A 24,700-nucleotide genomic window follows, 5' to 3' on the forward strand; every position below is an offset into this window, starting at 1 on the left:
CGACCGGGATCAGCGGCCCAGGATCTCCGCCAGGTCGTAGTTCACCGGCTCCTCCAGCTGCGCGTAGGTGCAGCTCTCCGCCGTACGGTCCGGGCGCCAGCGCCGGAAACGGGCCGTGTGGCGGAAGCGGACACCGTTCTCCATGTGGTCGTAGGCCACCTCGGCTACCTGCTCGGGGCGCAGCGGCACCCAGGAGAAGTCCTTCTTCGAGGACCACCGGCTCGGCGCACCGGGCAGCCGGGCCGTCTCGTGCGCGGCCTCGTCGGACCAGGCGGCCCAGGGGTGCTCCCGGACGTCCCTCAGCCGCAGCGGCTCCAGCTCCTCCACCAGCTCCGCGCGCCGCTTCATGGGAAAGGCCGCGCACACGCCGATGTGCTGGAGCGTGCCCCCGTCGTCGAAGAGGCCCAGCAGCAGCGAGCCGACCACCGGCCCGCTCTTGTGGAAGCGGTAGCCGGCGACCACCACGTCCGCCGTCCGCTCGTGCTTGATCTTGAACATGGCCCGCTCGTCCTGCCGGTAGAGCAGGGTGAGCGGTTTGGCGATCACCCCGTCCAGGCCCGCCCCCTCGTACTGCTCGAACCACTGCTCGGCCAGCTCGCGGTCCGTGGTCGCCGGCGCGAGGTGCACCGGGGCGCTCACCCCGGACAGGGCCAGGTCCAGCAGGGCGCGCCGGTCGGTGAGCGGGACGTCGAGCAGCGACTCGTCGTTCAGCGCGAGCACGTCGAAGGCGACGAAGGAGGCCGGGGTCGTCGCCGCCAGCATCCGGACGCGGGAGTCCGCGGGGTGGATGCGCTCGGTGAGGGCGTCGAAGTCCAGCCGCCGCCCGTCCCGGACGATCACGATCTCGCCGTCCAGCACGCACCGCGTCGGCAACCGCTCCCGCAGCGCCGCCACCAGCTCGGGGAAGTACCTGGTCAGCGTCTTCCCGGTCCGGCTGCCGATCTCCACCTCGGGCCCGTCGCGGAACACGATCGCCCGGAACCCGTCCCACTTCGCCTCGTAGTGCATGTCCGGCGGGATCTTCGCCACGGACTTGGCGAGCATCGGTTTCACGGGCGGCATCACCGGAAGATCCATGCCTCCGATTCTGCGACCGCCACCGCACCGCCGCGCGGCGAACTCCGCCCGGTATGCGGCGTTCGGTCGTTCCGCCTACCGTGGCTCGCATGGGCGAAGCGGTGGAACTGGAGGCGGCGGGACGGACGGTACGGCTGTCCAGCCCCGACAGGATCTTCTTCCCGGAGCGCGGCTTCACCAAGCTGGACCTCGCCCGGTACTACATCGCCGTCGGCCCCGGCATCCTGCGGGCCCTGCGCGACCGGCCCACCACCCTGGAGCGCTACCCGGAGGGCGTGACCGGCGAGAACTTCTTCCAGAAGCGCGCCCCCAAGAACATGCCCGACTGGATCCCCACCGCCCACATCACCTTCCCCAGCGGCCGCAGCGCCGACGAGATGTGCCCCACCGAGGTCGCCGCCGTCGTCTGGGCCGCCCAGTTCGGCACGCTCACCTTCCACCCGTGGCCCGTCCGCCGCGACGACGTCGACCGGCCCGACGAACTCCGCATCGACCTCGACCCGCAGCCCGGCACCGACTACGCCGACGCGGTGCGCGCCGCGCACGAACTGCGTGAGGTCCTCCACGAGTACGGCGGCCTGCGCGGCTGGCCCAAGACCTCGGGCGGCCGGGGCCTGCACGTCTTCGTGCCGATCCGGCCCGACTGGACCTTCACCCAGGTACGCCGGTCGGCCATCGCCGTCGCCCGGGAACTGGAGCGCCGGATGCCGGAGCAGGTGACCACGGCCTGGTGGAAGGAGGAGCGCGGCGCGAAGATCTTCGTCGACTACAACCAGACCGCCCGCGACCGCACCATCGCCTCCGCCTACTCCGTACGCCCCCACCCGCACGCCCCCGTCTCCGCGCCCCTGACCTGGGACGAGGTGGGGACCGCCGTGCCGCGCGACTTCGATCTGGGGACGATGCCGGAACGTTTCGCCGAGGTCGGGGACCTCCACGCCGACATGGACGAGCACGCGTTCTCCCTGGAGGCGCTGCTGGAGCTGGCGGCGCGGGACGAACACGACCACGGGCTCGGGGACCTGCCGTATCCGCCGGAGTACCCGAAGATGCCGGGGGAGCCGAAGCGGGTGCAGCCGAGCCGGGCGAAGAGGACATGACGGCGGCCCGCGCCCCCTGCCGGCCGCGAGGCACAGGGGGGCGGGCCGCCTTCGGTTCCCTACAGTTCCTTGATCCGGATGTCGCGGTAGGAGACGACATCCGTCGTGCCGTGCACCTGGAGCCCGAGGTAGCCGGAGGCGAACCGTCGCCCGTCCGTGCCCGGGTCGTCCGAGCGGGGCGGGGTGAAGTCCTGGCCGCCGGTGTTGTCGAACTCGTTGATCAGGACGCCGTTGCGGTAGACCGAGTAGTGCTGGTCGACCACCCTGATCTCGTAGTCGTTCCAGGTGCCCTTCTGGGTGACGCCCGCACCGGCGAGCCCCACCCGGTCGAAGCCGTAGACCGACCCCGTCTTGTACATGTCGCCGTCGGGCCGGTCGAGGACCTGCACCTCATGGCCGTACTTGATGGCCACCCACTCCGGCCGCGACTCCTCCGGATGGTCGTGGACCGAGGGAAAGCGCACGAACACACCGGAGTTGGCGTTGCCGGTGCCGGGTGCGTCGTCCCGCCACTGGAGGCGCAGCGAGAAGTCGCCGTACTTCCGCTCGGGGAACCACAGCATGCCGAGCCCGGCCTTCGTCGTCCCCGAGGTGATCGAGCCGTCGCTGTTCAGGCCGAACGAACCGCCGCCCACCTGCTGCCACTTGGCGAACGACTCGGCCGTGCCGTCGAGGATCGTGCGGTAGCCCTCGGTCTGGCCCGGCCTGCCGATGCCGGACTCCTCCGCCGCCTCCCGCACGGCGGTGTACTCGCGCAGGTCGACGACCCCTTCCCGGAACAGCTTGTCGAGGACGGTGTCCACGTGCTTCAGGAACAGCGCGTGGGACGTCCACTCCTTCTCGTCCTCGATCAGCTCGTTGATCCGGCACCGGTTGTCGGTCACCCGGTTCGGCACCCCCGAGTCGACCGTGCCGACGTGGACCGTCAACCGCTCGTCGTACTCGGCGCAGTTGGGTGCCGGCACCCCGCCGCCCGCGACGACCGTGAAGGCGACCGAGCGCGCGGCGGCCGTGTTGCCCGCCTTGTCGCTGGCCCGGTAGGCGACCGTGTGGGTGCCCGCCCGGTCGACCACCACGGGCGTGGTGTAGGCGAGATAGGGACCGCCGTCCAGCGAGTACTCGACGGCGGCGACGCCCGACCCTCCGTGGTCCGTGGCGCTGACGGTGACCTTCGCGCTCCTCAGGTACGCGCCGGCGGAGTTCCGGTCGCCCTCGACGGTCACGCCCGTCACCGGGGGTGTGGTGTCGGCGGCGGGCGGGGCGACGACGGTGAAGCCGACGCTCTTCTCGGCGGCGACGTTGCCCGCCTTGTCCGCCGCCCGGTAGCGGACCCTGTGCGTGCCGACCTCGTGCACCATCACGGGCGCGGTGTACGGCTCCCAGGCCCCCGAGTCGCCGAGGGCGTACTCGATGGTGTTGACCCCCGACCCGGTGTCCGACGCGGAGACGGTGACCGTCGCCATGGACACGTAGTCGCCCTGGGGGTTCTTCTCGCCGGACACCGTCGCCGAGGTCTCCGGCGCGGTCGTGTCGTCGGTCGGCGGTGCCACGACGGTGAAGCCGACGCTCTTCTCGGCCGCCGTGTTGCCCGCCTTGTCGACCGCGCGGTAGCGGACCCTGTGCGTGCCGACCTGGTCGACCACCACGGGCGCGGTGTACGGCAGCCAGGCCCCGGCGTCACCGACGGCGTACTCGATCCGCTCGACACCCGAGCCGCCCGGGTCGCTCGCGCTGACCGCCACGGAGGCCGAACCGACGTACGCACCCTGGGAGTTCTGCGTCCCGGTGACCTGAGCCGAGGTCTCCGGCGCGGTGGTGTCCTCGCCGGTGCCCTCGGTCACCACCAGGATGCCCTGCATCTGTCCGTGCCCGGGGATCGTGCAGTAGTAGCGGTAGCGGCCGGGGGTGAGCGTGACCTCGGCGGTGTGGCGGCCGCCCTGGTCGTCGCCGGGGTTGGCCAGGATGTTGAGCGGGACGTCGTTGTTGTACTCCGGGTCGGAGACGTCGAACGTCAACGTGTGCGGCATCCCCATGGTGTTGCCGGTCGCCTTGCTGTTCTCGAACACCAGGGTGGCCGGACCCGCCACCGCGGTCCGCGGCGCGGTCGCGTACTTGGTGATGTCGTCACCGGCGGTCCAGGTGAGCACCTGGGCGGCGGCCTTCTCCGGCGCCGCGTCCGTACGGCCGGACGCGGGTGTCGAGGTGAGCCCGAGGACCATCAGCAGGGCCGCCACCAGGGCCGCCCACAGACGTCTTTCCCGCATCACTCCGCCTTCCTCGCCAGCTCGCCGGCCGCCGGTGTCGGGCCGCCGCCCGTGTAGGTGACGCGCCACAGCGCCGACTTGGCGTCCGAGGTGAAGAAGCCGCGTCCGTAGTCCAGGACGTACAGCGCGCCGTCCGGACCGAACTTCCAGTCCATGAGGTTCCTGATGCCGTCGGCCCCGACCGGCACGATCTTCTTCAGGGACTCGGCGTGGACCGGGAGTCCGCCGCTGCCCTGGTTCTTCGGGTCCATGACCACCGCGTGACGCGGCTGGTCGGCGTCGTAGAAGTCGCCGACGAACCACTTGCCGTCCCAGTAGGCGGGCCACCGGACGGAGTTGTCGCCCGACTCGGCGTACCGGTAGACCGGGCCGTTCATCGTCGCCTGGCCGCCGCCCTTGAGCCACGGCAGCAGGTACGTGGCCTCCTCGTTCTTGTAGGAGGGAATGCCGCTCGCGTCCCGGGGGAAGTCGGGGGCGCCTCCTTGCGGTGCGTACCAGATGTTGTTGCCGGTCACCGGGGGCAGGTCGACGAGCCCGTCGTTGTTCGGCGACTCGTTCTTCGGGTGGTCGCAGTCGTACCAGCCGAGCGGCTTCGACGGGTCCGGCAGGTTGCGGTCCCGGTAGGGCTGCTTGTTGCCCATGCAGTACGGCCAGCCCCGGTTGCCCGCCTCGGTGATGGCGGCGAAGGTGTCGTACTTGGCCGGGCCCCAGGTCGTCGACGGTGCCGAGGCGTCCGGGCCGACCCAGCCGGCGTAGAGGACGTCGGTCTGCCGGTCGACGAAGATGCGGGCTGGGTTCCTCACCCCCATCACATAGATCTCGCCACGGGTCTTGCCGCCGCCCTCGGCGGTCTCCTTGCCGGTGAAGAGGTTCCCCGCGGGCAGGGTGTAGGTGCCGTCGGGCTCCGGGTGGATGCGGAGGATCTTGCCGTTGAGGTTGTTGGTGTTGCCTGCGGTGCGGCGCGCGTCGGCGAAGGAGACACCCTTGTAGTTCGGCTCGGGGTTGTTGCCCGAGTAACCGGCGCTGAAGCCGCTGGAGTTGTTGTCGCCGGTGGCGATGTACAGGTTGCCCTTGGAGTCCCAGCTCATCCCGCCGCCCGCGTGACAGCAACTGTGGATCTGCACCGGCCACTTGAGCAGGACCTTCTCGCTGCCCAGGTCGAGCCTGTTGCTCGCGAGGTCGAGGGTGAAGCGCGAGACGCGGCGCTCGGCCGTCCGGGTGTCACGGTCGATCCGCGAGTGCGGCGTGTAGTGCAGGTACACCCAGCCGTTCTGCTGGAAGCCGGGGTCCAGCTCGATGCCCAGCAGGCCCTCTTCGACCTTGATCAGCTCGTCGCCGCCGCCTTTGTTGCCGAAGACGGTGAGGGCGCCCGCGAGGGTGACCTTCCTCGTCCTCGGGTCGTAGACGTGGATCTCGCCCTTGCCCTTGCCGATGTCGGGGTTGTTCCAGTCGGTGACCACCGGCTGGGAGGAGTCGGCGCCGCCCCGGCCGATGTAGAGGACCCGGCCGTCGGGTGCCGTGACCAGGCCGTGCGGTTCGCCGATCTGGTCGTTCTGCCCCGGCTGGTTGGGCTGCGTCAGCCGCTCCGCCTTGTAGTTGGCGGTGATGGTCGCCTTGCAGTCGGCCCGGGCCAGCCGGGACGTCCACAGCAGGGCGCCGCGCAGATGCGTACGGAAGTCGCTCTCGTCGTACGCGGAGACGGTCCCGCCCATGCCCGTGTAGAAGGAACGGCCGCCGTCGTAGTCACGGCACCAACTCACCGGGTGGTCCCACCCGTTGGCGCCGGTGCCCGGCTGGTACGTCGACTCGCGCACCCGGGCCACGGTGTGCACGGAACCCGACGGGCTCTTCGTCCAGTTGAGCCACTTGTCGGGCCGCTTCCACTGTGCCGGCAGGTCCTTGGTGGCGGGGTGCCGCCGGTCACCGACCTCCACGGTCGCCCGCTGCACGGTCGTCGGGCTCGACGTGGCCGGCCGGGCGCCGATCAGCCCGGTGAACCAGTCCGAGTACGGTTCGGCGCGGGCCGCGTCGTGGACACCGACGAAACCGCCGCCCGCCTCCATGTACGCCTCCAGCCCCGCCTCCTGCTCGGGATCCAGGACGTCACCGCCGCCGGTCAGGAAGACCACGGCGTTGAAGCCGCTCAGCCGGGTCCCGTCGGTGAACACGGAGGCGTCGTCGGTGGCCACGACCCCGAACCGCTCGGCGGCCGGCCCGGACAGGCCGATCCGTTCGATCGCCTCGATCCCGGCGTCGACGACGGGCGACTCGTCCCCGGCCGCGGCGGAGCCGTGGAAGATCAGCACCTGAGGTCCGGAGCCGCCCGGGGGCGACGTGATCGACATCGTTGTCAGCGGCGGATCCGGCGCCGGTCGCGCCTGGGCCGCGAGGCCCGACAGGAGTCCTGCGGTGACGATCGAGGCGGTCAGGGTGGCCGCCCAGGCCCGTCTCTTCGCGTCGCTCAACCCTCGTAAGTACATGGGCACCTCCTCGGTCACAGCAACAGCGCCAAGGAAGCTAGCCCTCATTTGCGCGGCTCGCCAAGACCTATGACCGGAATGGTGCGAACTTTGTCCTGGGTGTGGAGAAACGGCCGGGGTGCCGCTACCGTCACACAGGTTGATCACAGGTGCGTCTCCGCAAGATCCGTATGAGCGTGGGGAGTTCCGCATGGACGCGATGGACAGACGAGGGTTCAACCGGCGGGTGCTGTGGGGCGGCGCGGCCGTCGCGACATCGTTGTCCGTGGCCGTCGAGACCGTCGGCGCCCCCGAGGCCGTGAGCGCCGCCGAACGGGCGAGGACGGCTCCGGTGGGCGGCGAGGTCAAGCGCATCAGGATGTACGCCGAGAAGCTGTCCGACGGGCAGATGGGCTACGGCTTCGAGAAGGGCAAGGCCTCCGTTCCGGGCCCGCTGATCGAGCTCAACGAGGGCGACACCCTGCACATCGAGTTCGAGAACACGATGGACGTGGCGGCCAGCCTGCACGTCCACGGTCTGGACTACGAGATCTCCAGCGACGGCACCCGGCAGAACAAGAGCGACGTCGAGCCCGGTGGCACCCGCACCTACACCTGGCGCACCCACGCCCCCGGCGCCCGTCCCGACGGCACCTGGCGCGCGGGCAGCGCCGGCTACTGGCACTACCACGACCACGCCGTCGGCACCCCCCACGGCACGGGCGGCATCCGCAAGGGGCTCTACGGCCCGGTCGTCGTCCGCCGCAAGGGCGACGTCCTGCCGGACAAGACCGTCACCGTCGTCTTCAACGACCTGCGCATCAACAACAGGCCCGCCCACACCGGCCCCGACTTCGACGCCACCGTCGGGGACCGAGTCGAGTTCGTCGTCATCACGCACGGCGAGTACTACCACACCTTCCACCTGCACGGTCACCGCTGGGCCGACAACCGCACCGGCGCGCTGACCGGCCCCGACGACCCCAGCCAGGTCATCGACAACAAGATCGTCGGACCCGCCGACTCCTTCGGCTTCCAGGTCATCGCGGGCGAGGGCGTCGGTGCCGGCGCCTGGATGTACCACTGCCACGTCCAGAGCCACTCCGACATGGGCATGGCGGGCCTGTTCCTGGTGCGCAAGACGGACGGCACGATCCCGGGGTACGAGCCGCACGCACCGCACGCCGCGGGAAGGGCGGACGGGGCGGGAAGCGCGGGCGGGGCGGGAACGGACGGGACGGGCGAGGTGGACGGGGTGGCCGATTCCGGCGAGTCGCACGCGCACGGACACTGACGTCCCTCGGCGCCGAGGTCCCCTCGCACTCCTGGCCCACCTCACCGAGGTCCCTTCGCACGGGCCTATTCGGTGGGCCTGCCCGGCGGGCCACCGCGGAGGCCGGGAGCGCTCTCAGCGCTCTCAGCGGGCCCTTCTCCAGGGCTATCCTGGGCGGAGCCGCCCCGGAGGAGTGTTCCGCAGTGACCGAGACAGCGTCGCGTCCCACGTTGGAGGCCGTGGCCGCGCGGGCCGGGGTGTCCAGGGCGACGGTGTCGCGGGTCGTCAACGGGGGCGAGGGCGTCCGGGAACCCCTTGTCGAACGGGTGCGCAAAGCGGTCGAGGAACTCGGGTACGTGCCCAACCAGGCGGCCCGCAGCCTGGTCACCCGGCGGCACGACGCCGTGGCCGTGGTGATCGCCGAGCCGGAGACCCGGGTCTTCGCCGATCCCTTCTTCGCCCTGCAACTCCGGGGCATCAGCAAGGAGTTGACCGCACACGACTCGCAGCTCGTGCTGCTGCTCACCGAAGGGCCCGAGGACTACGCCCGGGTGGGACGGTATCTGGCGGGCGGACACGTCGACGGGGCGCTCGCGTTCTCGCTGCACCTCGACGATCCGCTGCCCGCGCTGATCCGGGGAGCGGGCGTCCCCACCGTGTTCGGCGGCCGCCCCGGCTGGGCCGACGGCACGCGCGGCGACACGACCACCGTCTACGTCGACAGCGACAACCGGGGCGGCGCGCGGGACGCCGTACGCCATCTCGTCGGCCTCGGCCGCACCCGGATCGCCCACATCACCGGGCCCCTCGACCAGACCTCCGCCGTGGACCGGCTCGACGGGTTCCGGGACGTCATGGTGGACGCCGACCCCCGGCTGATCGTGGAGGGCGACTTCACCCCGGCGGGCGGGGAGCGGGCGATGCGGGAACTGCTCGCCCGCTGCCCCGAGCTGGACGCGGTGTTCGCCGCCAACGACGTGTCCGCGTCCGGCGCGCTGCGGGTGCTGCGGGAGCTCGGGCGACGGGTTCCCGAGGACGTCGCCGTGGTGGGCTTCGACGACATGCTGCCGGTGGCCGAGCAGTCCGATCCGCCGTTGACGACGGTCCGTCAGGACATAGAGGAGATGGGCCGGTTGATGGCCCGGCTGCTGCTCCGGGGCCTCGAACGGCGAGCCGGCGACACGCGGGCCGATGAGGGCCCGGCCGGCACGCCGTCCAGCGTGGTCCTGCCGACCACCCTGGTACGACGCGCCTCCGCGTAGCCCGTGCGGGCCCGCGGCGTCACCGGCGGAGCGCTCAGGCGCCTACCGTCACCGTGAACCGGCGTGGATTGCCGTCGTGGGCCGCGCCCGACACGTCGGGTTGCCCGTCGGGCCGTACGTCGTCGTACGGGAAGGCGTACCCGATGGGCGAGTTGGCGTGCACCACGCGGGCCCAGTGGTTCGTCACCGTCCCCCGGTAGTAGTCGGCGGCCGTCGTGCCGCCCGGCTGGGTGGGGTGGGTCAGCATGATCGAGCGGTTGAAGCCGGCCGCGAGCCGGGCGAGGAGGGCCTTCTTGTCGTCGGGGTCGCCGGGGTTGTTGGCGAACGGGCCGTGGTTGCAGGTGAAGATGTCCTTCGACGTCGGCTTGGCGAAGGAGTGGCCGCCGGCGAAGGTGAGGGTGTCGCCGGAGACCCGCCCGGCCAGGACGCCGCGGCCGCCCTGGAGGTCGATCCGCAGATCCGTCGACCGGTACTTCTCCCACACCTGGTCGACATAGGAGTTCCAGTAGGCGCGGAACGGCATCTGGTCCGGCCGGTCGAAGTACGGGGCCATCAGGTTCTGCGGGGAGACGACCCGCAGCACCCTGCCGTCGCCGCCCCGGATGACGAGCCGGTCCCAGGGCTGACCGTCCCGCGCCGACTGCGCCACCAGATCGGCGGCGATCCGGTCCACCGCCCCGTTCGGCAGCGGGGCGACCGTGTGGGTGCTGTCGCCCTCCAGCGTCAGCCCGATCGGCAGGGCCGTCACCAGGTCGACATAGCTGATGTTGGCGAACAGTTGGGTGCGGTTGAACGTGAACTCGCAGAACGACCACGTCTTGCCGTAGTTGGCGTCGGCGGGTGTCGCGAACGCGGGCTCCACCAGTGCGGGGCCCGGGTTGAGGAAGAACTCCAGGGTGCTGTCCCGCACGAAGTAGACGCGGGCGCCGAACATCTGAGGAAGCGTCAGCACCTTGGGTGCCGAGCCCGCCGCGCCCAGCGGGATCGCGCAGTCGACCGGCAGCGGCGTCCGGGGCGTCGACGGCGAGGTCGGCCGGTAGACGCTCCCGTCGGCGCGCAGCAGCACCCAGGCGCCCGTCGACTGCTCGTGCCCGGTGACGTACGCCCGGACCATGCCCGGCAACGAGGCGTTGCGGAGGGCGAGTTGGCAGGTCGCGGGGGCGGCCTGGGCGGGAGCGCCGAGGACACCCCCGACGGCGGTGGCGCCGACCGCGGCGGCGGTCGTGGACAGGAACGTACGGCGGGAGATCACGATGGCCTCCTGGGACATGGGGGAGTGGAGGCACAGCGGACGGGGCCCCTGCTGTGGTTCCCCCACTGTTCCCAGGGGAGGTTGAGCCGTCAAGACTTATGACTGAGAGCGCTCTCAAGAACATGGATGGCTTCATGAGGTGATCGGAAGGCTCGCCTGCCACGGTCACGGCAGCGCCCCCGGCCGTCTCGCCGGAGGCGCCGAGGACGGCGGACGCTCCATCGCGCGCCTTCCCCCACGGAAGGGGAGCGGAGAAGCCCTATCCCTCTGCCAGTCCCTCTGCCTGTCCCTGCGGCCGCTCGCTCCTGATCACCGCGAAGCGGGCCCCGTACGGGTCGGTGAGCTTGGCGAAACGGCCCGCGCCGGGGAGATCGGTGGCGGGCAGCCGGACGCCACCGCCGCGCTCCTGCGCCCTGGCCACCGCGGAGTCGGTGTCCGGGACCTCGAAGTACGGCAGCCAGTACGGCCCGGACCCCGCCTCGCTCGGGTCCTCGTCGAGCGGCACGATGCCGGCGAACATCGACCCCGGTTCGGTGCCCGCCGGATGCACACAGGTGTAGGTGCCGCCGGCGATGTCGATCGCGGTGGTCTCCCAGCCGAACACGGCGTTGAAGAACCCGGCCGCCGCGGGCAGATCCGGTGTGTACAGCTCCAGCCAGCACAGCGCGCCCGGGTCCGTGACGACGTCGAGTCCCGTGACACGCCCGGGCTGCCACACGCCGAAGGGCACCCCTGCCCGGTCGGCGAGGATCGCCATCCGCCCCTCGTCCGCCACGTCCATGGGCCGCATCAGCACCGAGCCGTGGGCCCGCTCGACCGCCTCGGCCGTGGCGTCGGCGTCAGGCGTCCGGAAGTAGATGTTCCAGGACGGCGGGCCCTGCTCCGGCGGGTTCTGCATACCGGCCGCGGCGGTCCGGCCGTCGAGCCGGAAGAAGCCGTAGCCGCCCATCTCGGGCCCGGCGGACTCGAATTGCCAGCCGAAGAGGTGCCGGTAGAAGGAGGCGGCGCCCTCGATGTCGGGGGTGCCGAGGTCGATCCAGTTCGGGGCGCCGGTGACAGGGCGGGTGGTGAGCATGGCTGCGCTCCTCCGATGAGGTCCGAGGGTCCGTTGCCCGTACCGCCGAGTCTGGCACCGCGCCCGCGCGGCCGCCCGCGCATCGGCCGGATACGCCGAGGAACCTGGGTCGCGCACCACCCGCGCGCCGCCGTGTGTCACCCCGGTGGGCGAGAGCACCATGGAGGTCCCGAGCGACGTGTTGATGTCGCGTTGATCGAACGTTTTTCGGCGCCCGGCACGATGCCGTGCATGCACTACGACACGATCACCCCGATCGACCGTGCCTGGCAGGAGCGGGCGCTGTGCGCGCAGACGGGGGCCGACTTCTTCTTTCCCGAGCCCGGCAGCTCGGTCCGTGAGGCGAAGCGCATCTGCGGCATGTGCGAGATGCGTACCGCGTGCCTCGAGTACGCGCTGTCCAACGACGAACGGTTCGGCGTCTGGGGCGGACTCTCCGAGAAGGAGAGACTGCGCCTGCGGCGCACCGACAACGGCTGACCTGACGGCACCGACAACGGCTGTACCCCACGGCTGACCCCATGGCACCGGTACCCCGCTCGTCCCACGGCCCGCGCCGCACCGGACCGCCGGTGAACCGCCCGCCGCCGCGGGCCGGTCGGTGACGGCCGGTGATATTCGATGGGCCCCGTCCAGGGCGGTCGCATAGGATCCGGGGGCGCGGTTCGCAGGCGACGCGGAGGCAGGCGCACCGCCTCGGCCGGCCGCGGACGCTGGTTCCCCTCCGGTCGTCCGAACCGTGCTCGACGGATCGGGCGGGGGGCACGCATGGGCGAGAGCGTTGGGATCACCGAGGAAGAGCTGGCGGCCTTTCACCGCACGGTCGGCAGGCTGCGGGCGCTGCCCGTGGACGACCCCGTACGGCTGCGGACCGAGCGCGTCGCCGCGTCCTTCGCACGCGACGGCTGGAGGCGGCGCCGTAAAGCGCTCAGCGACCAGAAGTCCGCCGCGGACGCCGCCGTGCTGGCCGCGACCGCCACCGGAGCCCTGGACCGGCGCGAGGACGCCCCGCTGCCGGACCGGGCGACGGGCGGTGGGGGAGTACTCCTCAAGTCGCGGCACTGCTATGTCTGCAAGACGTCCTATCGACACGTCGACTCGTTCTACCACCGGCTGTGCCCGGAGTGCGCCGCCGACAACACCGCCCGCCGTGCCCTCGCCACCGATCTGAGCGGGCGCCGCGCGCTGCTCACCGGCGGCCGGGTGAAGATCGGCTTCCAGCTGGCGCTGATGATGCTGCGCGACGGCGCCGAACTGCTCGTCACCAGCCGCTTCCCGCACGACACCCTGCGCCGCTTCCGTGCCGAGCCCGGCAGCGCGAAGTGGCTCGACCGGCTGACCGTCGTCGCCGTGGACCTGCGGGACCCGCGCCAAGTACTGGGCCTGTGCGAGCAGTTGAGGCAGGAGGGCGAGCCGCTCGACATCCTCGTCAACAACGCGGCCCAGACGATACGTCGGCCGCCGGAGTCGTACGCGCTGCTGGCCGCCGGGGAGCGCGACGCGCTGCCCGAAGGGGCGCGGCAGGCACCGGGGTTCACACCGATGCGGATGCTCGGGGCCGGGGCCGCCACCCTGCCCGTCGCGTTGCGCGAGGCCGACGAGGCCGGGCTGCTGCCCGACCCCGCTCCGGAGAACTCCTGGTCGGCGCGGCTCGGCGCACTCGACCCGGCCGAGGTCCTGGAGACCCAGTTGGTCAACTCCCTCGCCCCGGCGCTCCTCTGCGACCGCCTGCTGCCGCTGCTCCTCGCCTCCCCGCGCCCCCGCCGCTACGTGGTCAACGTGACCGCCGTCGAGGGCCGTTTCGCCGTGCGCAACAAGACGGCCGGGCATCCGCACACCAACATGGCCAAGGCCGCCCTGAACATGCTCACCCGCACCAGTGCCGCCGAACTCGCCGAGCAGGGCATCCACATGTGCGCCGTCGACACCGGCTGGATCACCGACGAGAACCCCGCCCCCAAGAAACACCGCATGGCCGGCGCCGGCTTTCGCACCCCGCTCGACATCGTCGACGGCGCGGCCCGCGTCTACGACCCGATCGTGCGCGGCGAGGCAGGCGATCCGGTGTCGGGCGTGTTCCTCAAGGACTACCGGGAGGCGGAGTGGTGAGGGAGGTGGCTAGGCTTGCGGGCAAGGGCGGGGCGTAGCGCAGAGGCAGGCGCGCCGGTCTCCAAAACCGGAACACGCTGGTTCGAATCCAGCCGCCCCGCCCCCTGCACCGCACGATCATCCGTGCCGCACGGCACCTGCGCCGCACGATCATCCGTGCAGCACGGCACCTGCGCCGCAGGGTCATCTGCGCCCCACGCACCTGCGCCACACGGGCACCCGCGCCGCACGGCGCCTGGGTCTCACGGCACCTGCGCCGCATGGGCATCCGCGCCGCACGGGCGTCCGCGTCCCAGGGCGCCTGGGTCTCGCGGCGCCCGCGCCGCACAGGCTCTCAGGTTCACGGCACTTGAGTCTTACGGCATCCGCGCCGCACGGCACCCGCGCCGCACGGGCATTTCGCGCCGCACGGGCATTTCGCGCCGGCGTGGCTGTCACGCTCCGGCGCGTGCCGCCATCCGGGCCTTGCGTGCCGCCAGCTTCTCGTCGAACTTGCGGGCCTCCGCGTCCAGTCCGCCCATGTAAAGGCCGAGTTCCTCCTGGGCCTTCATGCCCTCGGGGCCGAGGCCGTCGATCTCCATGATCTTCAGGAACCGGATGACGGGCGCGAGGACGTCGTCGTGGTGGATGCGCATGTTGTAGACCTCGCCGATGGCCATCTGCGCGGCGGCGCGCTCGAAGCCGGGCATGCCGTGGCCGGGCATCCGGAAGTTCACGACGACGTCGCGCACGGCCTGCATGGTGAGGTCGGGGGCGAACTCGAACGCGGCCTTCAGCAGGTTCCGGTAGAAGATCATGTGGAGGTTCTCGTCGGCCGCGATACGCGCCAGCATGCGGTCGCACACGGGGTCACCGGAGTGGTGGCCGGTGTTGCGGTGCGAGACACGGGTGGCGAGCTCCTGGAAGGCGACGTACGCGACCGTGTGCAGCATCGAGTGCCGGTTGTCCGACTCGAAGCCCTCGCCCATGTGGGACATGCGGAACTCTTCGAGCTTGTCCGGGTCCACCGCGCGCGAGGCGAGCAGGTAGTCGCGCATCACGATGCCGTGCCGGCCCTCCTCCGCGGTCCAGCGGTGCACCCAGGTGCCCCAGGCGCCGTCACGGCCGAAGAGGGTCGCGATCTCGTGGTGGTAGCTGGGCAGGTTGTCCTCGGTCAGCAGGTTCACCACGAGGGCGATCCGGCCCACCTCGGAGACCTTCGACTGGCTCTTCTCCCACGCCTCGCCGTCCTCGAAGAACCCGGGGAAGTTGCGGCCGTCGCTCCACGGCACGTACTCGTGCGGCATCCAGTCCTTGGTGACCTTCAGATGCCGGTTGAGTTCCTTCTCGACGACTTCCTCCAGGGCGTACAGCAGCCGCGCGTCGGTCCATTCGCCGGACGGGCTGCCGAGGTGGGGAGAAGTGATCGACACAGAGGCTCCAGGGGGACGTGCGGGGGACGGAACGTTCGGTGCTGCCGCGGGGCGGGCGAGCTGAACCTACGGCATCGTAGGCTACGAATCCGTAGGTTACGATGCCGTAGGTTAAGTACGCTGTAAAGACCGCTGATCAGCGGGGTCCCCGTCCGCGATCGGCGGGTGTGCCGAAGGCCCCGCGGACCAGCAGGTCCCGGGGCCGCAGGGGTGGAGTGATCACCCGTCAGGCGTACAGTCCGCGCAGCCGCACCGAGAGGCATGTCACACAGCCCTCGAGCTTCTCGAACTCGCTGATGTCGACCACCACGGGCTCGTAGCCGAGGTCGGCGTACAGCTCGGCCGTCTTCGGCGCGCTCGCCGCCATCAGCAGCTTGTCGCCGCCGAGGAGCACCACATGCGCCCCGGCCTCCTCCGGCACCGGCAGGAAGCGCCCGAACAGCGACGGGGTGTCCATCTTCGGGATGTGCCCGACGACCGTGCCGTCGGGCAGCGCCGTCACCGCCGACTTCAGATGCAGCACCTTGCTCACCGGCGCGGAGACCACCCGCGCCCCGAGCGGCTCGAACGCGGCCCGCAGCTGCTGGACCCCGGCCGCGTTGGTGCGCCCGCCCCGGCCCACGAACACCGTGTCGCCGACCTTCAGGACGTCGCCGCCCTCCAGCGTGCCCGGGTCCCAGACCCAGTTCACCGAGCAGCCGAGCGCGGCCACGGCCTCCTCGATCCCCTCGGTCTCGTCCCGCCGGGACTCGGCGCCGGGGCGCGCGATCAGCGCCACGTTCTTGTACATGACGACGGTGTCCTCGACGAAGACCGAGTCCGGGCAGTCGTCGGCCGGTTCCACCTCGATCGTCTCCCAGCCGTGGTCGCGCAGGGCCTCGCCGTAGGCCTCCCACTGTTCGACCGCCAGGTCGACGTCCACCTCCGTGCGTTCGACGTGCGTGACGAGGCCCTCGGCCAGGCGGGGGCTGGGGCGGCGGACGAGGGCCTTCTTGCTGGGCACGTGGGTGACTCCGAATCGAACGACGGTTTTCCGGCGTCCGCGAAGCGACGCCGGTCCGCCATCATGCAGTCCCTGCCCACCAGGACAAAACCCTCGTGGGCAGGCTGTGGCCCTCCTGAGATACTCGGCGGTAGCCAGGTGCCCGGCCACCGCCTCCGCCGGACGCCCGGGTCACTCGGCCGCCGCGATCTCCTCCGGGGTGGTCGCCCGCAGCTCTCCCTCCTCCATCAGCAGCCACCGCGTGATCCCGATCGACTCCAGGAACGGCAGGTCGTGGCTGGCCACGATCAGCGCGCCCTCGTACCCCTCCAGCGCGGTCGTCAGTTGCCGCACGCTCGCCATGTCGAGGTTGTTCGTCGGCTCGTCCAGCATCAGCAGCTGCGGGGCGGGCTCGGCGAGCATCAGGGCGGCGAGGGCGGCCCGGAAGCGCTCCCCGCCGGAGAGCGTGGCCGCCTGCTGGTCGGCCCGGGCGCCTCGGAACAGGAAGCGGGCGAGGCGCGCCCGGATCCGGTTGTTGGTGGCGTCGGGCGCGAACCGGGCCACGTTCTCGGCGACCGTCAGCTCGTCGTCGAGGACGTCGAGACGCTGCGGCAGGAACCGCATCGGCACATGAGTCCGCGTCTCGCCGCCCACCGGCTCCAGCTCACCGGCGATCGTCCGCAGCAGCGTGGTCTTGCCCGAGCCGTTGCGCCCGATCAGCGCGATCCGCTCCGGCCCGCGCAGCTCCAGTCCGCCCTTCACCCGGGCGCCGTACCTGAGTTCCAGGTCCAGCAGGGTGAGGACGGTGCGGCCCGGCGGTACGGCCGTGTACGGCAGCTCGACGCGGATCTCGTCCTCGTCCCGTACGGCCTCCACCGCCTCGTCCAGGCGCTCCTTCGCCCCGGCGAGCCGCTCCTCGTGCAGGATCCGGTGTTTGCCGGCGGACTCCTGGGCGGCCCGCTTGCGTGCGTGCGCGACGATCTTCGGCACCCGCTTCTGGTCCTGCATCTTCTGCCCGAACCGCTTGCGTCGGGCCAACTTGACCTGAGCGTCGACGAGTTCGCGCTTCTGCTTCTTCAGATCGGACTCGGCGACCCGCACCATCCGTTCGGCCGCCTCCTGTTCTGTGGCGAGTGCCTCCTCGTACGCGGTGAAGTTGCCGCCGTACCAGGTGACCTCACCGGCATGCAGATCGGCGATCTGGTCGACCAGGTCCAGGAGTTCACGGTCGTGGCTGACCACGACCATCACTCCGGACCATGCCTCCACGGCCTCGTACAGCCGGCGTCGCGCATAGAGGTCGAGGTTGTTGGTCGGCTCGTCCAGGAGGAGCACGTCCGGGCGGCGCAGCAGCAGCGCAGCCAGCCGCAGCAGCACGGACTCGCCGCCCGAGACCTCGCCGATGGTGCGGTCCAGGTCGATGTGGCCCAGGCCGAGTTGGCCGAGGGTCGCGAGGGCGCGCTCCTCGACGTCCCAGTCGTCGCCGACCGCCGCGAAGTGCTCCTCGGCCACGTCGCCCGCCTCGATGGCGTGCAGCGCGGCGCGGGCGGTGGCGATACCGAGCGCCTCGTCGACCCGCAGGCCGGTGTCGAGCGTGACGTTCTGCGGGAGGTAGCCGACCTCGCCCGCCACCCGGACGGTGCCCTCGGATGCGGTGAGTTCACCCGCGATCAGCTTCAACAGGGTTGATTTCCCTGAGCCGTTGACGCCGACGAGTCCGGTCCGGCCGGCGCCGAACGCGATCTGCAGCTCGTCGAAGACGGGGGTGCCGTCGGGCCAGGCGAAGGACAGGGAGGTGCAGGTGAGGGAAAGGGGAGTAGACATGAGGAACCTCGCGGGTGCGGGAAGCGGCCAGGGGCGACGCGTTCGAAACACCGCGAGGGCGACACACGACGGGGCAAGAGAAAAGCCCGCTGCCGAAAGGGACGGCTCGTACGCCGAGGTCGCACGCTACGCACACAGGGGCGCCGGGATACGGCGGGGTGTGTGACGCGGTGTCTCAGGACCTCAGACGAGCAACGTCCTTCTCCAATCGACGGCAACAGGACCGTGGAACAACGTACGGAGGGCCCGGAAGGGTGTCAACGCAATTAACGCCCGCACCCGAACCTGCACCCGCATCCGCATCTGCACCCGTAACCGGCACCCGAACCGCCACCCGGATCGGCCGTCCCCCGGCGGGAGCGGGGCGGCGTCCGGGAGCAGGGGGCCTCAGCAGGCGTCGCGCATCAGCTCCGCCAGGTCGTGGTCCAGGTCGACCTGGTGGTGCTCCAGACCGAGCGGCACCAGATCCATCGAGCGCTCGAGGAAGCGGCGCACCTCATCGGCGTGGACGTGCACCACGGCCGTGCCCTCGGGGGCGTGGAACTCCAGGACCAGCCGGTCGTAGCCGTAGGGGCGGACCCGTACGTCCCCGTAGCCGACCGAGTCCTCCATGCCGGTGACGAGCAGTTCGCGGGCGAAGGTCCAGCAGACCTCCACACCCTCCAGCGTGGCCGGGGCGGGGAAGGTCATACGGACGGCGAAGGGATCGCGGCGGTCGTAGTGGAGCGTTGCGGGAATGCTCGGCATCCGCGGCGCGGCGGCGACGAGACGGGCCTCTACGGGCTGCTCGATGACGGTGGACAACGCCTTGCTCCCTTGTGACGGGTGGACGGATTCCGGTTGACTGCGGCCGGGCATTTGCAAAGACGCCGGATCGGGCCGATCCGTGCACATGAGGGTCGAGTGACCTCTGTCACCGAGCCCAATCACTGTGGTGATCCATTTCTCATCCCGCGTTCCGGGATATGGGAGAGGACACCGGACGACGCCCGGTGGTTCCCGGCCGAGGCCATCTGGACGACACCTCGGCGGTGCACTAGCTTCGCCCGCCATGAGGGGCTTGGGGCAGTCGAGACGGTTGAATCGGACGAGTCGGACGATGACGACGGGCCTGGCCGCGGCGGCACTCGCCGCCGCCCTGGCGGTGCCCGCACAGGCACACGGGGACGGCCGTCCTCCGCGCTGGGAACTGAAGGAAACCGGTACTGACGTGCGCTTTCGCGGCCTGGCGGCGGTCAGTCGGAACAGCGCGTGGCTGGCGGGTTCCGCCGGCACCGTGCTCCGCACCGGCGACGGAGGCAGGACCTGGCGCAATGTCTCACCACCCGGCGCACAGGATCTGCAGTTCCGGGACATCGAGGCATTCGACGCACGCAGGGCGGTCGTCCTGGCCATCGGCGAGGGCGAGGCCTCCCGCGTGTACCGCACGGACGACGGCGGAGCGACGTGGTCCGAGTCCTTCCGCAACACCGATCCGCGCGCCTTCTACGACTGCCTCACCTTCTTCGACACCCGCCGCGGCCTCGCCATGAGCGACCCGGTGGACGGGAGATTCCGCATCCTGTCCACCGAGAACGGCGGCCGCTCCTGGAACGTCCTGCCGAACGACGGCATGCCCCCGGCGCTGGAGGGCGAGGCGGGCTTTGCGGCGAGCGGGCAGTGCCTGGTCGCCTCGGGGCCGCGCGACGTGTGGCTCGCGACCGGCGGGGCGGCCCGCGCGCGGGTGCTGCACTCCGCCGACCGGGGCCGCACCTGGAAGGCCGCCGACACGCCCGTGCCGGCCGGCGACCCGGCCCGCGGCGTCTTCGCGCTGGCCTTCCGCGACCGGGCGCACGGCATCGCCGTCGGCGGCGACTACCGCGCCGACCAGCCGTCCCCGCATGCCGCGGCCACCACCGGCGACGGGGGACGCGTCTGGACGACCGCCGCGCAGCCGCCGCCCGCCTACCGGTCGGGCGTCGCCTGGCTCCCGTACGGCCGCGACGCCGCCCTCGCCGTCGGCCCCACCGGCACCGATCTGACCACCGACGGCGGCCGCACCTGGCGCACGGTCGACACCGGGTCGTACGACACGGTCGACTGCGCACCGGACCGGGGCTGCTGGGCGGCGGGGGAGCGCGGGCGGGTGGCCCGGCTGGAGAGCTGACCAGGACGGCGGCGTCCCGGCAGGCGGGCGGGTACGGGGTTGTTCCGGTCGAGAGGGGTACTCGTGGCGTGTGCGAATCACGAGAGGAGTGATCGGCCATGCCACGCGGTTCGAGCCCGAAGAGGGAACGCCAGTACGAGCACATCAAGGAGAGCGCCGAGGACCGCGGTGAGAGCGAGTCGCGGGCCAAGGAGATCGCCGCCCGTACCGTCAACAAGGAACGCGCCCGCTCCGGCGAGTCCAAGACCGCGAGCCGCAGCTCCACCCAGGACATGTCGTCGAGCAAGCGCGGTGGGCAGCGTTCGCACTCGGGCTCCGAGGGGCCCACGTACGACCAGCTCTACGCCGAGGCCAAGCGACGCAACATCCAGGGCCGTTCGGACATGAACAAGAGCCAGCTCAAGCGCGCCCTCGGCGACAAGTAGCCCGGGGCCGCGCGCCCGTCGCCGGATTGCGTACGCTCGTCGGCACCATGACGACCGTACGCATCCCGGCGGGCTGGCCCGCCACCGAAGAGCAGGCCCTCGCCGTGCAGGACGAGTTGCGGGGGCGGGTGATCCTCGACGAGAGCGGACCGCCGCCGGGCACCGGACACGTCACCGGCGTGGACGTGGCGTACGACGACGAACGGGACGTGGTCGTGGCGGCGGCCGTGGTGCTGGACGCGGCGACCCTCGACACGGTGGCCGAGGCCACGGCGGTCGGGCAGGTCTCCTTCCCCTACGTGCCCGGTCTGCTCGCGTTCCGGGAGATCCCGACGGTGCTGGCCGCGCTCGACGCGCTGCCGTGCGACCCCGGTCTCGTCGTCTGCGACGGCTACGGCCTCGCACATCCGCGCCGCTTCGGGCTCGCCGCGCACCTCGGTGTCCTCACCGGCCTGCCCACGATGGGCGTCGCCAAGAACCCCTTCACGTTCACCTACGACGACCCCGGCACCCTGCGCGGCAGCGCGTCCCCGCTCCTCGCCGACACCGAGGAGGTGGGCCGCGCCCTGCGCACCCGCGACGGCGTCAAGCCGGTGTTCGTCTCCGTCGGCCACCGCGTCGACCTGGACACGGCCTGCGCCCACACCCTCGCCCTCACCCCGGCCTACCGCCTCCCGGAGACCACCCGCAGAGCCGACACCCTGTGCCGCCGGGCCCTGCGCACCACGACCGCCTGACGCCGCCCCGGCCGGGGTGCGCGCGGGCGGGTGCCTGAGTCACCTGAGTACGGACTGAGTATCCGTACGGATGCCGGCGCGGCGTCATGATCGGCAGGCTGTGCCGTATGACGACGCACCGAGCTCCGAAGCCCTCCGCCGGCCCCACCCAGTCCGTCGAGCGCGCCGTGACGACCGGCCTGTTGCTCGCTCTGCTCGCCGGGCTGGCCTGGATCGCCGGGATGGTCTACACGCTGACCGGGTGGGCACAGTAGGGCGGGCGGCGCCGCACCGGGTCAGCGGGTCGCCGCCACCCGGAACGTGATCCCCGCCGCGCGCAGCCGTTCGATCAGCGCGTCACCCATCGCGACCGCCGTCGTGACCTGCCCCGCCGTGGCCGGGAGGTCGTCGAGGGCCAGGCACAGGGCGGACTCGGCGAACATCTTCGCCGTCTCGCCGTAACCGGGGTCGCCGCCCGCGACCTCCGTGAAGACGCGGCGTCCACCGCCCTCGCCGACGAACCGCACCGAGAACCAGCTCTTCGCCCGCTTCTCCGCACTCGGACCCTCGCCCGGCTTGAGCCGGTCGCCCAGCCAGCGCCGTAGCGGCGGCACCTGGGCGGCGGCGACGAGCGCGCCGACGAACGCGACCCCGCCCACAGCGAAGGGCAGCGTGCGGACGGCCGCGTAGTGGCGGTAGCGGAAGTCCGGGCCGTAGCGCCCGAGGGCGCGTGCCGAGCGCTGCACCACCTGCGCGTCGATGGTCGGCAGCGGCAGCGCCCACGCCCCGACCTCCTTGGCGAACCGGGGCGCGCTCACCGGCGCGTACGCCCGGCGCCCCACGAGGCGCGGTTCGTGCCGCTTGCGGTCCTGCGCGGCGGCCATCGTCTGCCGGCCGCGGGAGAACCCGGTGAGCGCGGAGTTGAACGTGCCGCCCGAGAGCATGCCCTCGGCGCGCACGAAACCGTCCACGGTGATCGGCACGTCCTCGGGGAGCTGCCGCACCGTGAAGTACGCGCCGAGGTCGTGCGGGATCGAGTCGAAGCCGGCCGCGTGCACGAGGCGGGCGCCGGTCTCCCGCGCGCGGGCGTCGTGCCGGACGAACGTCAGGTCGACGAACTCGGGTTCACCGGTGAGATCCAGATAGTCGGTGCCCTCCTCCGCGCAGGCGGCCACCAACTCCGCGCCGTGGGTGATGTACGGGCCGACGGTCGTGGCCACCACCCGCGCCTGGCGCACGAGTTCGCGCACGGCCTCCGGATCGGACCCGTCCGCGCGGAGCACCCCGATGTCCGCACCGCCGGGCAGCCGCTCACGCAGCGCGGCGAGCTTCTCCGCGTTGCGCCCGGCGATCGCCCAGCGCAGTCCGTCGGGCGCGTTCTCGGCGAGATACTCCGCGGTCAGCTCCCCGACGAACCCCGTCGCCCCGTAGAGCACGATGTCGTACGCCCGCTCCGCCCTGCCCTGCCCGTTGCTCATGGAACCCCTCAGCGCTCGCCCACGGCCCGTCCACGCGCCGTTGTCGGTGGCTGAGGCTAGCGTGAGGGACGAGCAGCCGAGTGCGCGGGATCCGGAGGTGGCCGTGACCGTACCGAAGAACGCCCTGAAAAAATGGGAGAAGGTGCGCGAGTTCGCCCTCGGGATGCCCGGCGCGGTCGAGGAGTTCCCCTGGGGCGAGAGCGTCGCGAAGGTCAACAGGAAGGTGTTCGTGTTCCTCGGGACGGACGACGGCAGCCATCCGCTGGGCGTCACCGTCAAGCTCGTCGACGAGGAGACGCACGCCCACGCCCTCGCCTGCCCCGGCGCCGAGCCCGCGGGGTACGGCCTGGGCAGGTCCGGCTGGGTGCGAGTCCCGCTGGAGGAGGCGGGCGCCCCGGGCGCGGAGCTGCTCTGCGACTGGGTGGAGGAGAGCTACCGCGTGATCGCCCCGAAGCGGCTGACGGCGGAGCTGGAGGCCCGCTGAGCGCGGGCCCGGCGGGGCCGGGCTGACACCTGCCGCGACTGCGGGCACAATGACTAAGCGTTTGCTCATTCGGGGCTTGTGCGGAGGGGTACGCGTTCCTAGCATCACTGGTGTTACATCGTTTGTGTCACAGAGCTGGGGGCCTTGATGTCAGTGGCGAAGACGCCCGGGCACGGTCCGCTCGCCGGTGTGCGCGTGGTCGAACTCGCGGGCATCGGCCCGGGACCGTTCGCCGCCATGCTCCTCGGCGACCTCGGCGCCGATGTCGTCCGCGTCGACCGACCGGGTGGCGCGGGCCTCGCGGTGAACCCGCTGTACGACGTCACCAACCGCAACAAGCGGTCGGTGATCGTCGACCTGAAGTCCCCCGCCGGCCCGGACACCGTCCTCGACCTGGCCGAACGCGCCGACATCCTGATCGAGGGCTACCGCCCCGGCGTCGCCGAACGCCTCGGCGTCGGCCCCGACACCTGCCACGCCCGCAACGCCCGGCTGGTCTACGGCCGGATGACCGGCTGGGGCCAGCAGGGCCCGCTCGCCCAGCGCGCCGGCCACGACCTCGTGTACATCGCCCTCACCGGCACCCTCGGCATGACCGGAGCCCCGGACACCCCGCCCGTCGCCCCCGCCAACCTCCTCGGCGACTACGCGGGCGGCTCCCTCTACCTCGTCGTCGGCGTCCTCGCCGCCCTCCACCACGCCCGCGCCACTGGCACCGGACAGGTCGTGGACGCGGCCATCGTCGACGGCACCTCGCACCTCTCCGCGATGATCCACGGCATGCTCGCCGCCGGCGGCTGGCAGGACCGCCGCGCCGCCAACCTCCTCGACGGCGGCTGCCCCTTCTACGGCACCTACGAGACCGCCGACGGCCGGTATGTCGCCGTGGGCGCCCTCGAACAGCAGTTCTACGAGGAGTTCGTCGACCTCCTGGGCATCGCGGACCGGGCCCCGGCCCGCAAGGACACGGCCGCCTGGGGCGAGCTGCGCGAGACGGTCGCGGCCCGCTTCAAGACCCGTACGCGGGACGAGTGGACGGCCGTCTTCGAGGGCTCCGACGCCTGTGTGGCCCCCGTCCTGTCGCTGCGCGAGGCCCCGCACCACCCGCATCTCGCGGCCCGGGGCACCTTCACCGACTTCGGCGGCATCACCCAGCCCGCCCCCGCGCCCCGCTTCTCCGCCACCCACACCTCGGTCCGCACCGGACCCGCCCAGCCGGGCGCCGACACGGCGGACGTGGCCCACGACTGGGGCATAGCCGGCCTCCTGCCCGGCACACGGGCCGAGGATGTCCCCGCCGAGGGCGCCGCCCTGAAGGACACCGACTGACACCGGCCCCCGGGCCGCACCCTCCCGCCACTG

21 protein-coding genes and 1 tRNA gene are annotated in these 24,700 nt (G+C 71.7%); 12 read left to right on the forward strand and 10 right to left on the reverse strand.

What is annotated here, in order from left to right; genetic code table 11:
* Positions 1 to 9 precede the first annotated feature (9 nt).
* The gene (locus tag ACZ52C_RS15645) at positions 10 to 1,077 is read right to left on the reverse strand and encodes an ATP-dependent DNA ligase (RefSeq protein WP_469075224.1); all 1,068 of its coding nucleotides are present in this window, start codon (positions 1,075 to 1,077) and stop codon (positions 10 to 12) included.
* A gap of 89 nt (positions 1,078 to 1,166) precedes the next feature.
* On the opposite strand from ACZ52C_RS15645, the gene ligD reads away from it, so the two are divergent.
* On the forward strand, positions 1,167 to 2,177 hold the full coding sequence (gene ligD / locus ACZ52C_RS15650; protein ID WP_469075225.1) for a non-homologous end-joining DNA ligase: 1,011 nt from the start codon (positions 1,167 to 1,169) through the stop codon (positions 2,175 to 2,177).
* Between the two features lie 59 nt (positions 2,178 to 2,236).
* Here ligD and ACZ52C_RS15655 read toward each other — a convergent pair whose 3' ends face one another.
* Positions 2,237 to 4,441 (reverse strand): OmpL47-type beta-barrel domain-containing protein, encoded by a 2,205-nt coding sequence (locus ACZ52C_RS15655; protein WP_469075226.1) that lies wholly within the window; start codon positions 4,439 to 4,441, stop codon positions 2,237 to 2,239.
* Positions 4,441 to 6,921, reverse strand: a complete 2,481-nt coding sequence (locus ACZ52C_RS15660) for a ThuA domain-containing protein (protein WP_469075227.1) — start codon at positions 6,919 to 6,921, stop codon at positions 4,441 to 4,443. Before ACZ52C_RS15660 ends, ACZ52C_RS15655 begins: the two co-directional genes overlap by 1 nt.
* 199 nt (positions 6,922 to 7,120) lie before the next feature.
* Between ACZ52C_RS15660 and ACZ52C_RS15665 the strand changes: the two genes are divergently transcribed.
* Both ACZ52C_RS15665 and ACZ52C_RS15670 read left to right on the forward strand, forming a co-directional pair.
* Positions 7,121 to 8,194, forward strand: coding sequence for a multicopper oxidase domain-containing protein (locus ACZ52C_RS15665; RefSeq protein ID WP_469075348.1), 1,074 nt, complete (start codon positions 7,121 to 7,123; stop codon positions 8,192 to 8,194).
* Between the two features lie 182 nt (positions 8,195 to 8,376).
* Positions 8,377 to 9,435 (forward strand): LacI family DNA-binding transcriptional regulator, encoded by a 1,059-nt coding sequence (locus tag ACZ52C_RS15670; protein ID WP_469075228.1) that lies wholly within the window; start codon positions 8,377 to 8,379, stop codon positions 9,433 to 9,435.
* A 34-nt stretch (positions 9,436 to 9,469) separates the two neighbouring features.
* Here the strand turns inward: ACZ52C_RS15670 and ACZ52C_RS15675 are convergent, their stop codons facing one another.
* Together ACZ52C_RS15675 and ACZ52C_RS15680 are read right to left on the reverse strand one after the other, a co-directional pair.
* A complete protein-coding gene (locus tag ACZ52C_RS15675) occupies positions 9,470 to 10,687 on the reverse strand; it encodes a glycoside hydrolase family 64 protein (protein ID WP_469075349.1) in 1,218 nt (405 codons plus the stop codon).
* Between the two features lie 259 nt (positions 10,688 to 10,946).
* Entirely contained in the window at positions 10,947 to 11,762 is an 816-nt protein-coding gene (locus tag ACZ52C_RS15680; RefSeq protein WP_469075229.1) for a VOC family protein, read from the reverse strand.
* A gap of 231 nt (positions 11,763 to 11,993) precedes the next feature.
* Between ACZ52C_RS15680 and ACZ52C_RS15685 the strand changes: the two genes are divergently transcribed.
* The 3 genes from ACZ52C_RS15685 to ACZ52C_RS15695 all read left to right on the forward strand — a co-directional run bounded on the left by ACZ52C_RS15685 (position 11,994) and on the right by ACZ52C_RS15695 (position 13,972).
* Positions 11,994 to 12,242, forward strand: a complete 249-nt coding sequence (locus ACZ52C_RS15685; protein ID WP_060882649.1) for a WhiB family transcriptional regulator — start codon at positions 11,994 to 11,996, stop codon at positions 12,240 to 12,242.
* Positions 12,243 to 12,530: 288 nt separating this feature from the next.
* Positions 12,531 to 13,871: an SDR family NAD(P)-dependent oxidoreductase gene (locus tag ACZ52C_RS15690; protein ID WP_469075230.1), complete on the forward strand. Its 1,341-nt coding sequence runs from the start codon at positions 12,531 to 12,533 to the stop codon at positions 13,869 to 13,871.
* A 28-nt stretch (positions 13,872 to 13,899) separates the two neighbouring features.
* Positions 13,900 to 13,972, forward strand: a tRNA-Trp gene (locus ACZ52C_RS15695).
* Between the two features lie 333 nt (positions 13,973 to 14,305).
* Here ACZ52C_RS15695 and ACZ52C_RS15700 read toward each other — a convergent pair.
* The 4 genes from ACZ52C_RS15700 to ssgD form a co-directional block, all read right to left on the reverse strand.
* Entirely contained in the window at positions 14,306 to 15,283 is a 978-nt protein-coding gene (locus ACZ52C_RS15700; RefSeq protein WP_469075231.1) for an acyl-ACP desaturase, read from the reverse strand.
* Between the two features lie 226 nt (positions 15,284 to 15,509).
* The gene (gene ddaH / locus ACZ52C_RS15705; protein ID WP_045556784.1) at positions 15,510 to 16,286 is read right to left on the reverse strand and encodes a dimethylargininase; all 777 of its coding nucleotides are present in this window, start codon (positions 16,284 to 16,286) and stop codon (positions 15,510 to 15,512) included.
* Positions 16,287 to 16,457: 171 nt separating this feature from the next.
* A complete protein-coding gene (locus ACZ52C_RS15710; RefSeq protein ID WP_469075232.1) occupies positions 16,458 to 18,089 on the reverse strand; it encodes an ABC-F family ATP-binding cassette domain-containing protein in 1,632 nt (543 codons plus the stop codon).
* Positions 18,090 to 18,476: 387 nt separating this feature from the next.
* Positions 18,477 to 18,893: a spore wall synthesis regulator SsgD gene (gene ssgD / locus ACZ52C_RS15715; RefSeq protein ID WP_045556786.1), complete on the reverse strand. Its 417-nt coding sequence runs from the start codon at positions 18,891 to 18,893 to the stop codon at positions 18,477 to 18,479.
* A gap of 295 nt (positions 18,894 to 19,188) precedes the next feature.
* Between ssgD and ACZ52C_RS15720 the strand changes: the two genes are divergently transcribed.
* The 4 genes from ACZ52C_RS15720 (at position 19,189) to mmpA (ending at position 21,651) form a co-directional block, all read left to right on the forward strand.
* Positions 19,189 to 20,235 carry a WD40/YVTN/BNR-like repeat-containing protein gene (locus ACZ52C_RS15720; RefSeq protein ID WP_469075233.1) on the forward strand — a complete coding sequence of 349 codons (1,047 nt, stop codon included), beginning with the start codon at positions 19,189 to 19,191 and terminating at the stop codon, positions 20,233 to 20,235.
* Positions 20,236 to 20,333: 98 nt separating this feature from the next.
* The gene (locus tag ACZ52C_RS15725; protein WP_045556788.1) at positions 20,334 to 20,660 is read left to right on the forward strand and encodes a plasmid stabilization protein; all 327 of its coding nucleotides are present in this window, start codon (positions 20,334 to 20,336) and stop codon (positions 20,658 to 20,660) included.
* Positions 20,661 to 20,707: 47 nt separating this feature from the next.
* Positions 20,708 to 21,397, forward strand: coding sequence for an endonuclease V (locus ACZ52C_RS15730; RefSeq protein WP_469075234.1), 690 nt, complete (start codon positions 20,708 to 20,710; stop codon positions 21,395 to 21,397).
* Between the two features lie 107 nt (positions 21,398 to 21,504).
* Positions 21,505 to 21,651: a morphogenic membrane protein MmpA gene (gene mmpA / locus ACZ52C_RS15735; RefSeq protein WP_469075235.1), complete on the forward strand. Its 147-nt coding sequence runs from the start codon at positions 21,505 to 21,507 to the stop codon at positions 21,649 to 21,651.
* Between the two features lie 21 nt (positions 21,652 to 21,672).
* Here mmpA and ACZ52C_RS15740 read toward each other — a convergent pair whose 3' ends face one another.
* Positions 21,673 to 22,854: a saccharopine dehydrogenase family protein gene (locus tag ACZ52C_RS15740; RefSeq protein WP_469075236.1), complete on the reverse strand. Its 1,182-nt coding sequence runs from the start codon at positions 22,852 to 22,854 to the stop codon at positions 21,673 to 21,675.
* Positions 22,855 to 22,957: 103 nt separating this feature from the next.
* Here ACZ52C_RS15740 and ACZ52C_RS15745 point away from each other — a divergent pair, with 103 nt between their 5' ends.
* Together ACZ52C_RS15745 and ACZ52C_RS15750 are read left to right on the forward strand one after the other, a co-directional pair.
* Positions 22,958 to 23,338 carry an MmcQ/YjbR family DNA-binding protein gene (locus ACZ52C_RS15745; protein ID WP_469075237.1) on the forward strand — a complete coding sequence of 127 codons (381 nt, stop codon included), beginning with the start codon at positions 22,958 to 22,960 and terminating at the stop codon, positions 23,336 to 23,338.
* 147 nt (positions 23,339 to 23,485) lie between these two features.
* Positions 23,486 to 24,667, forward strand: coding sequence for a CaiB/BaiF CoA transferase family protein (locus ACZ52C_RS15750; protein ID WP_469075238.1), 1,182 nt, complete (start codon positions 23,486 to 23,488; stop codon positions 24,665 to 24,667).
* The last annotated feature ends 33 nt before the right edge of the window (positions 24,668 to 24,700 follow it).

This window comes from Streptomyces sp. NPDC034049 (genome assembly GCF_055575575.1).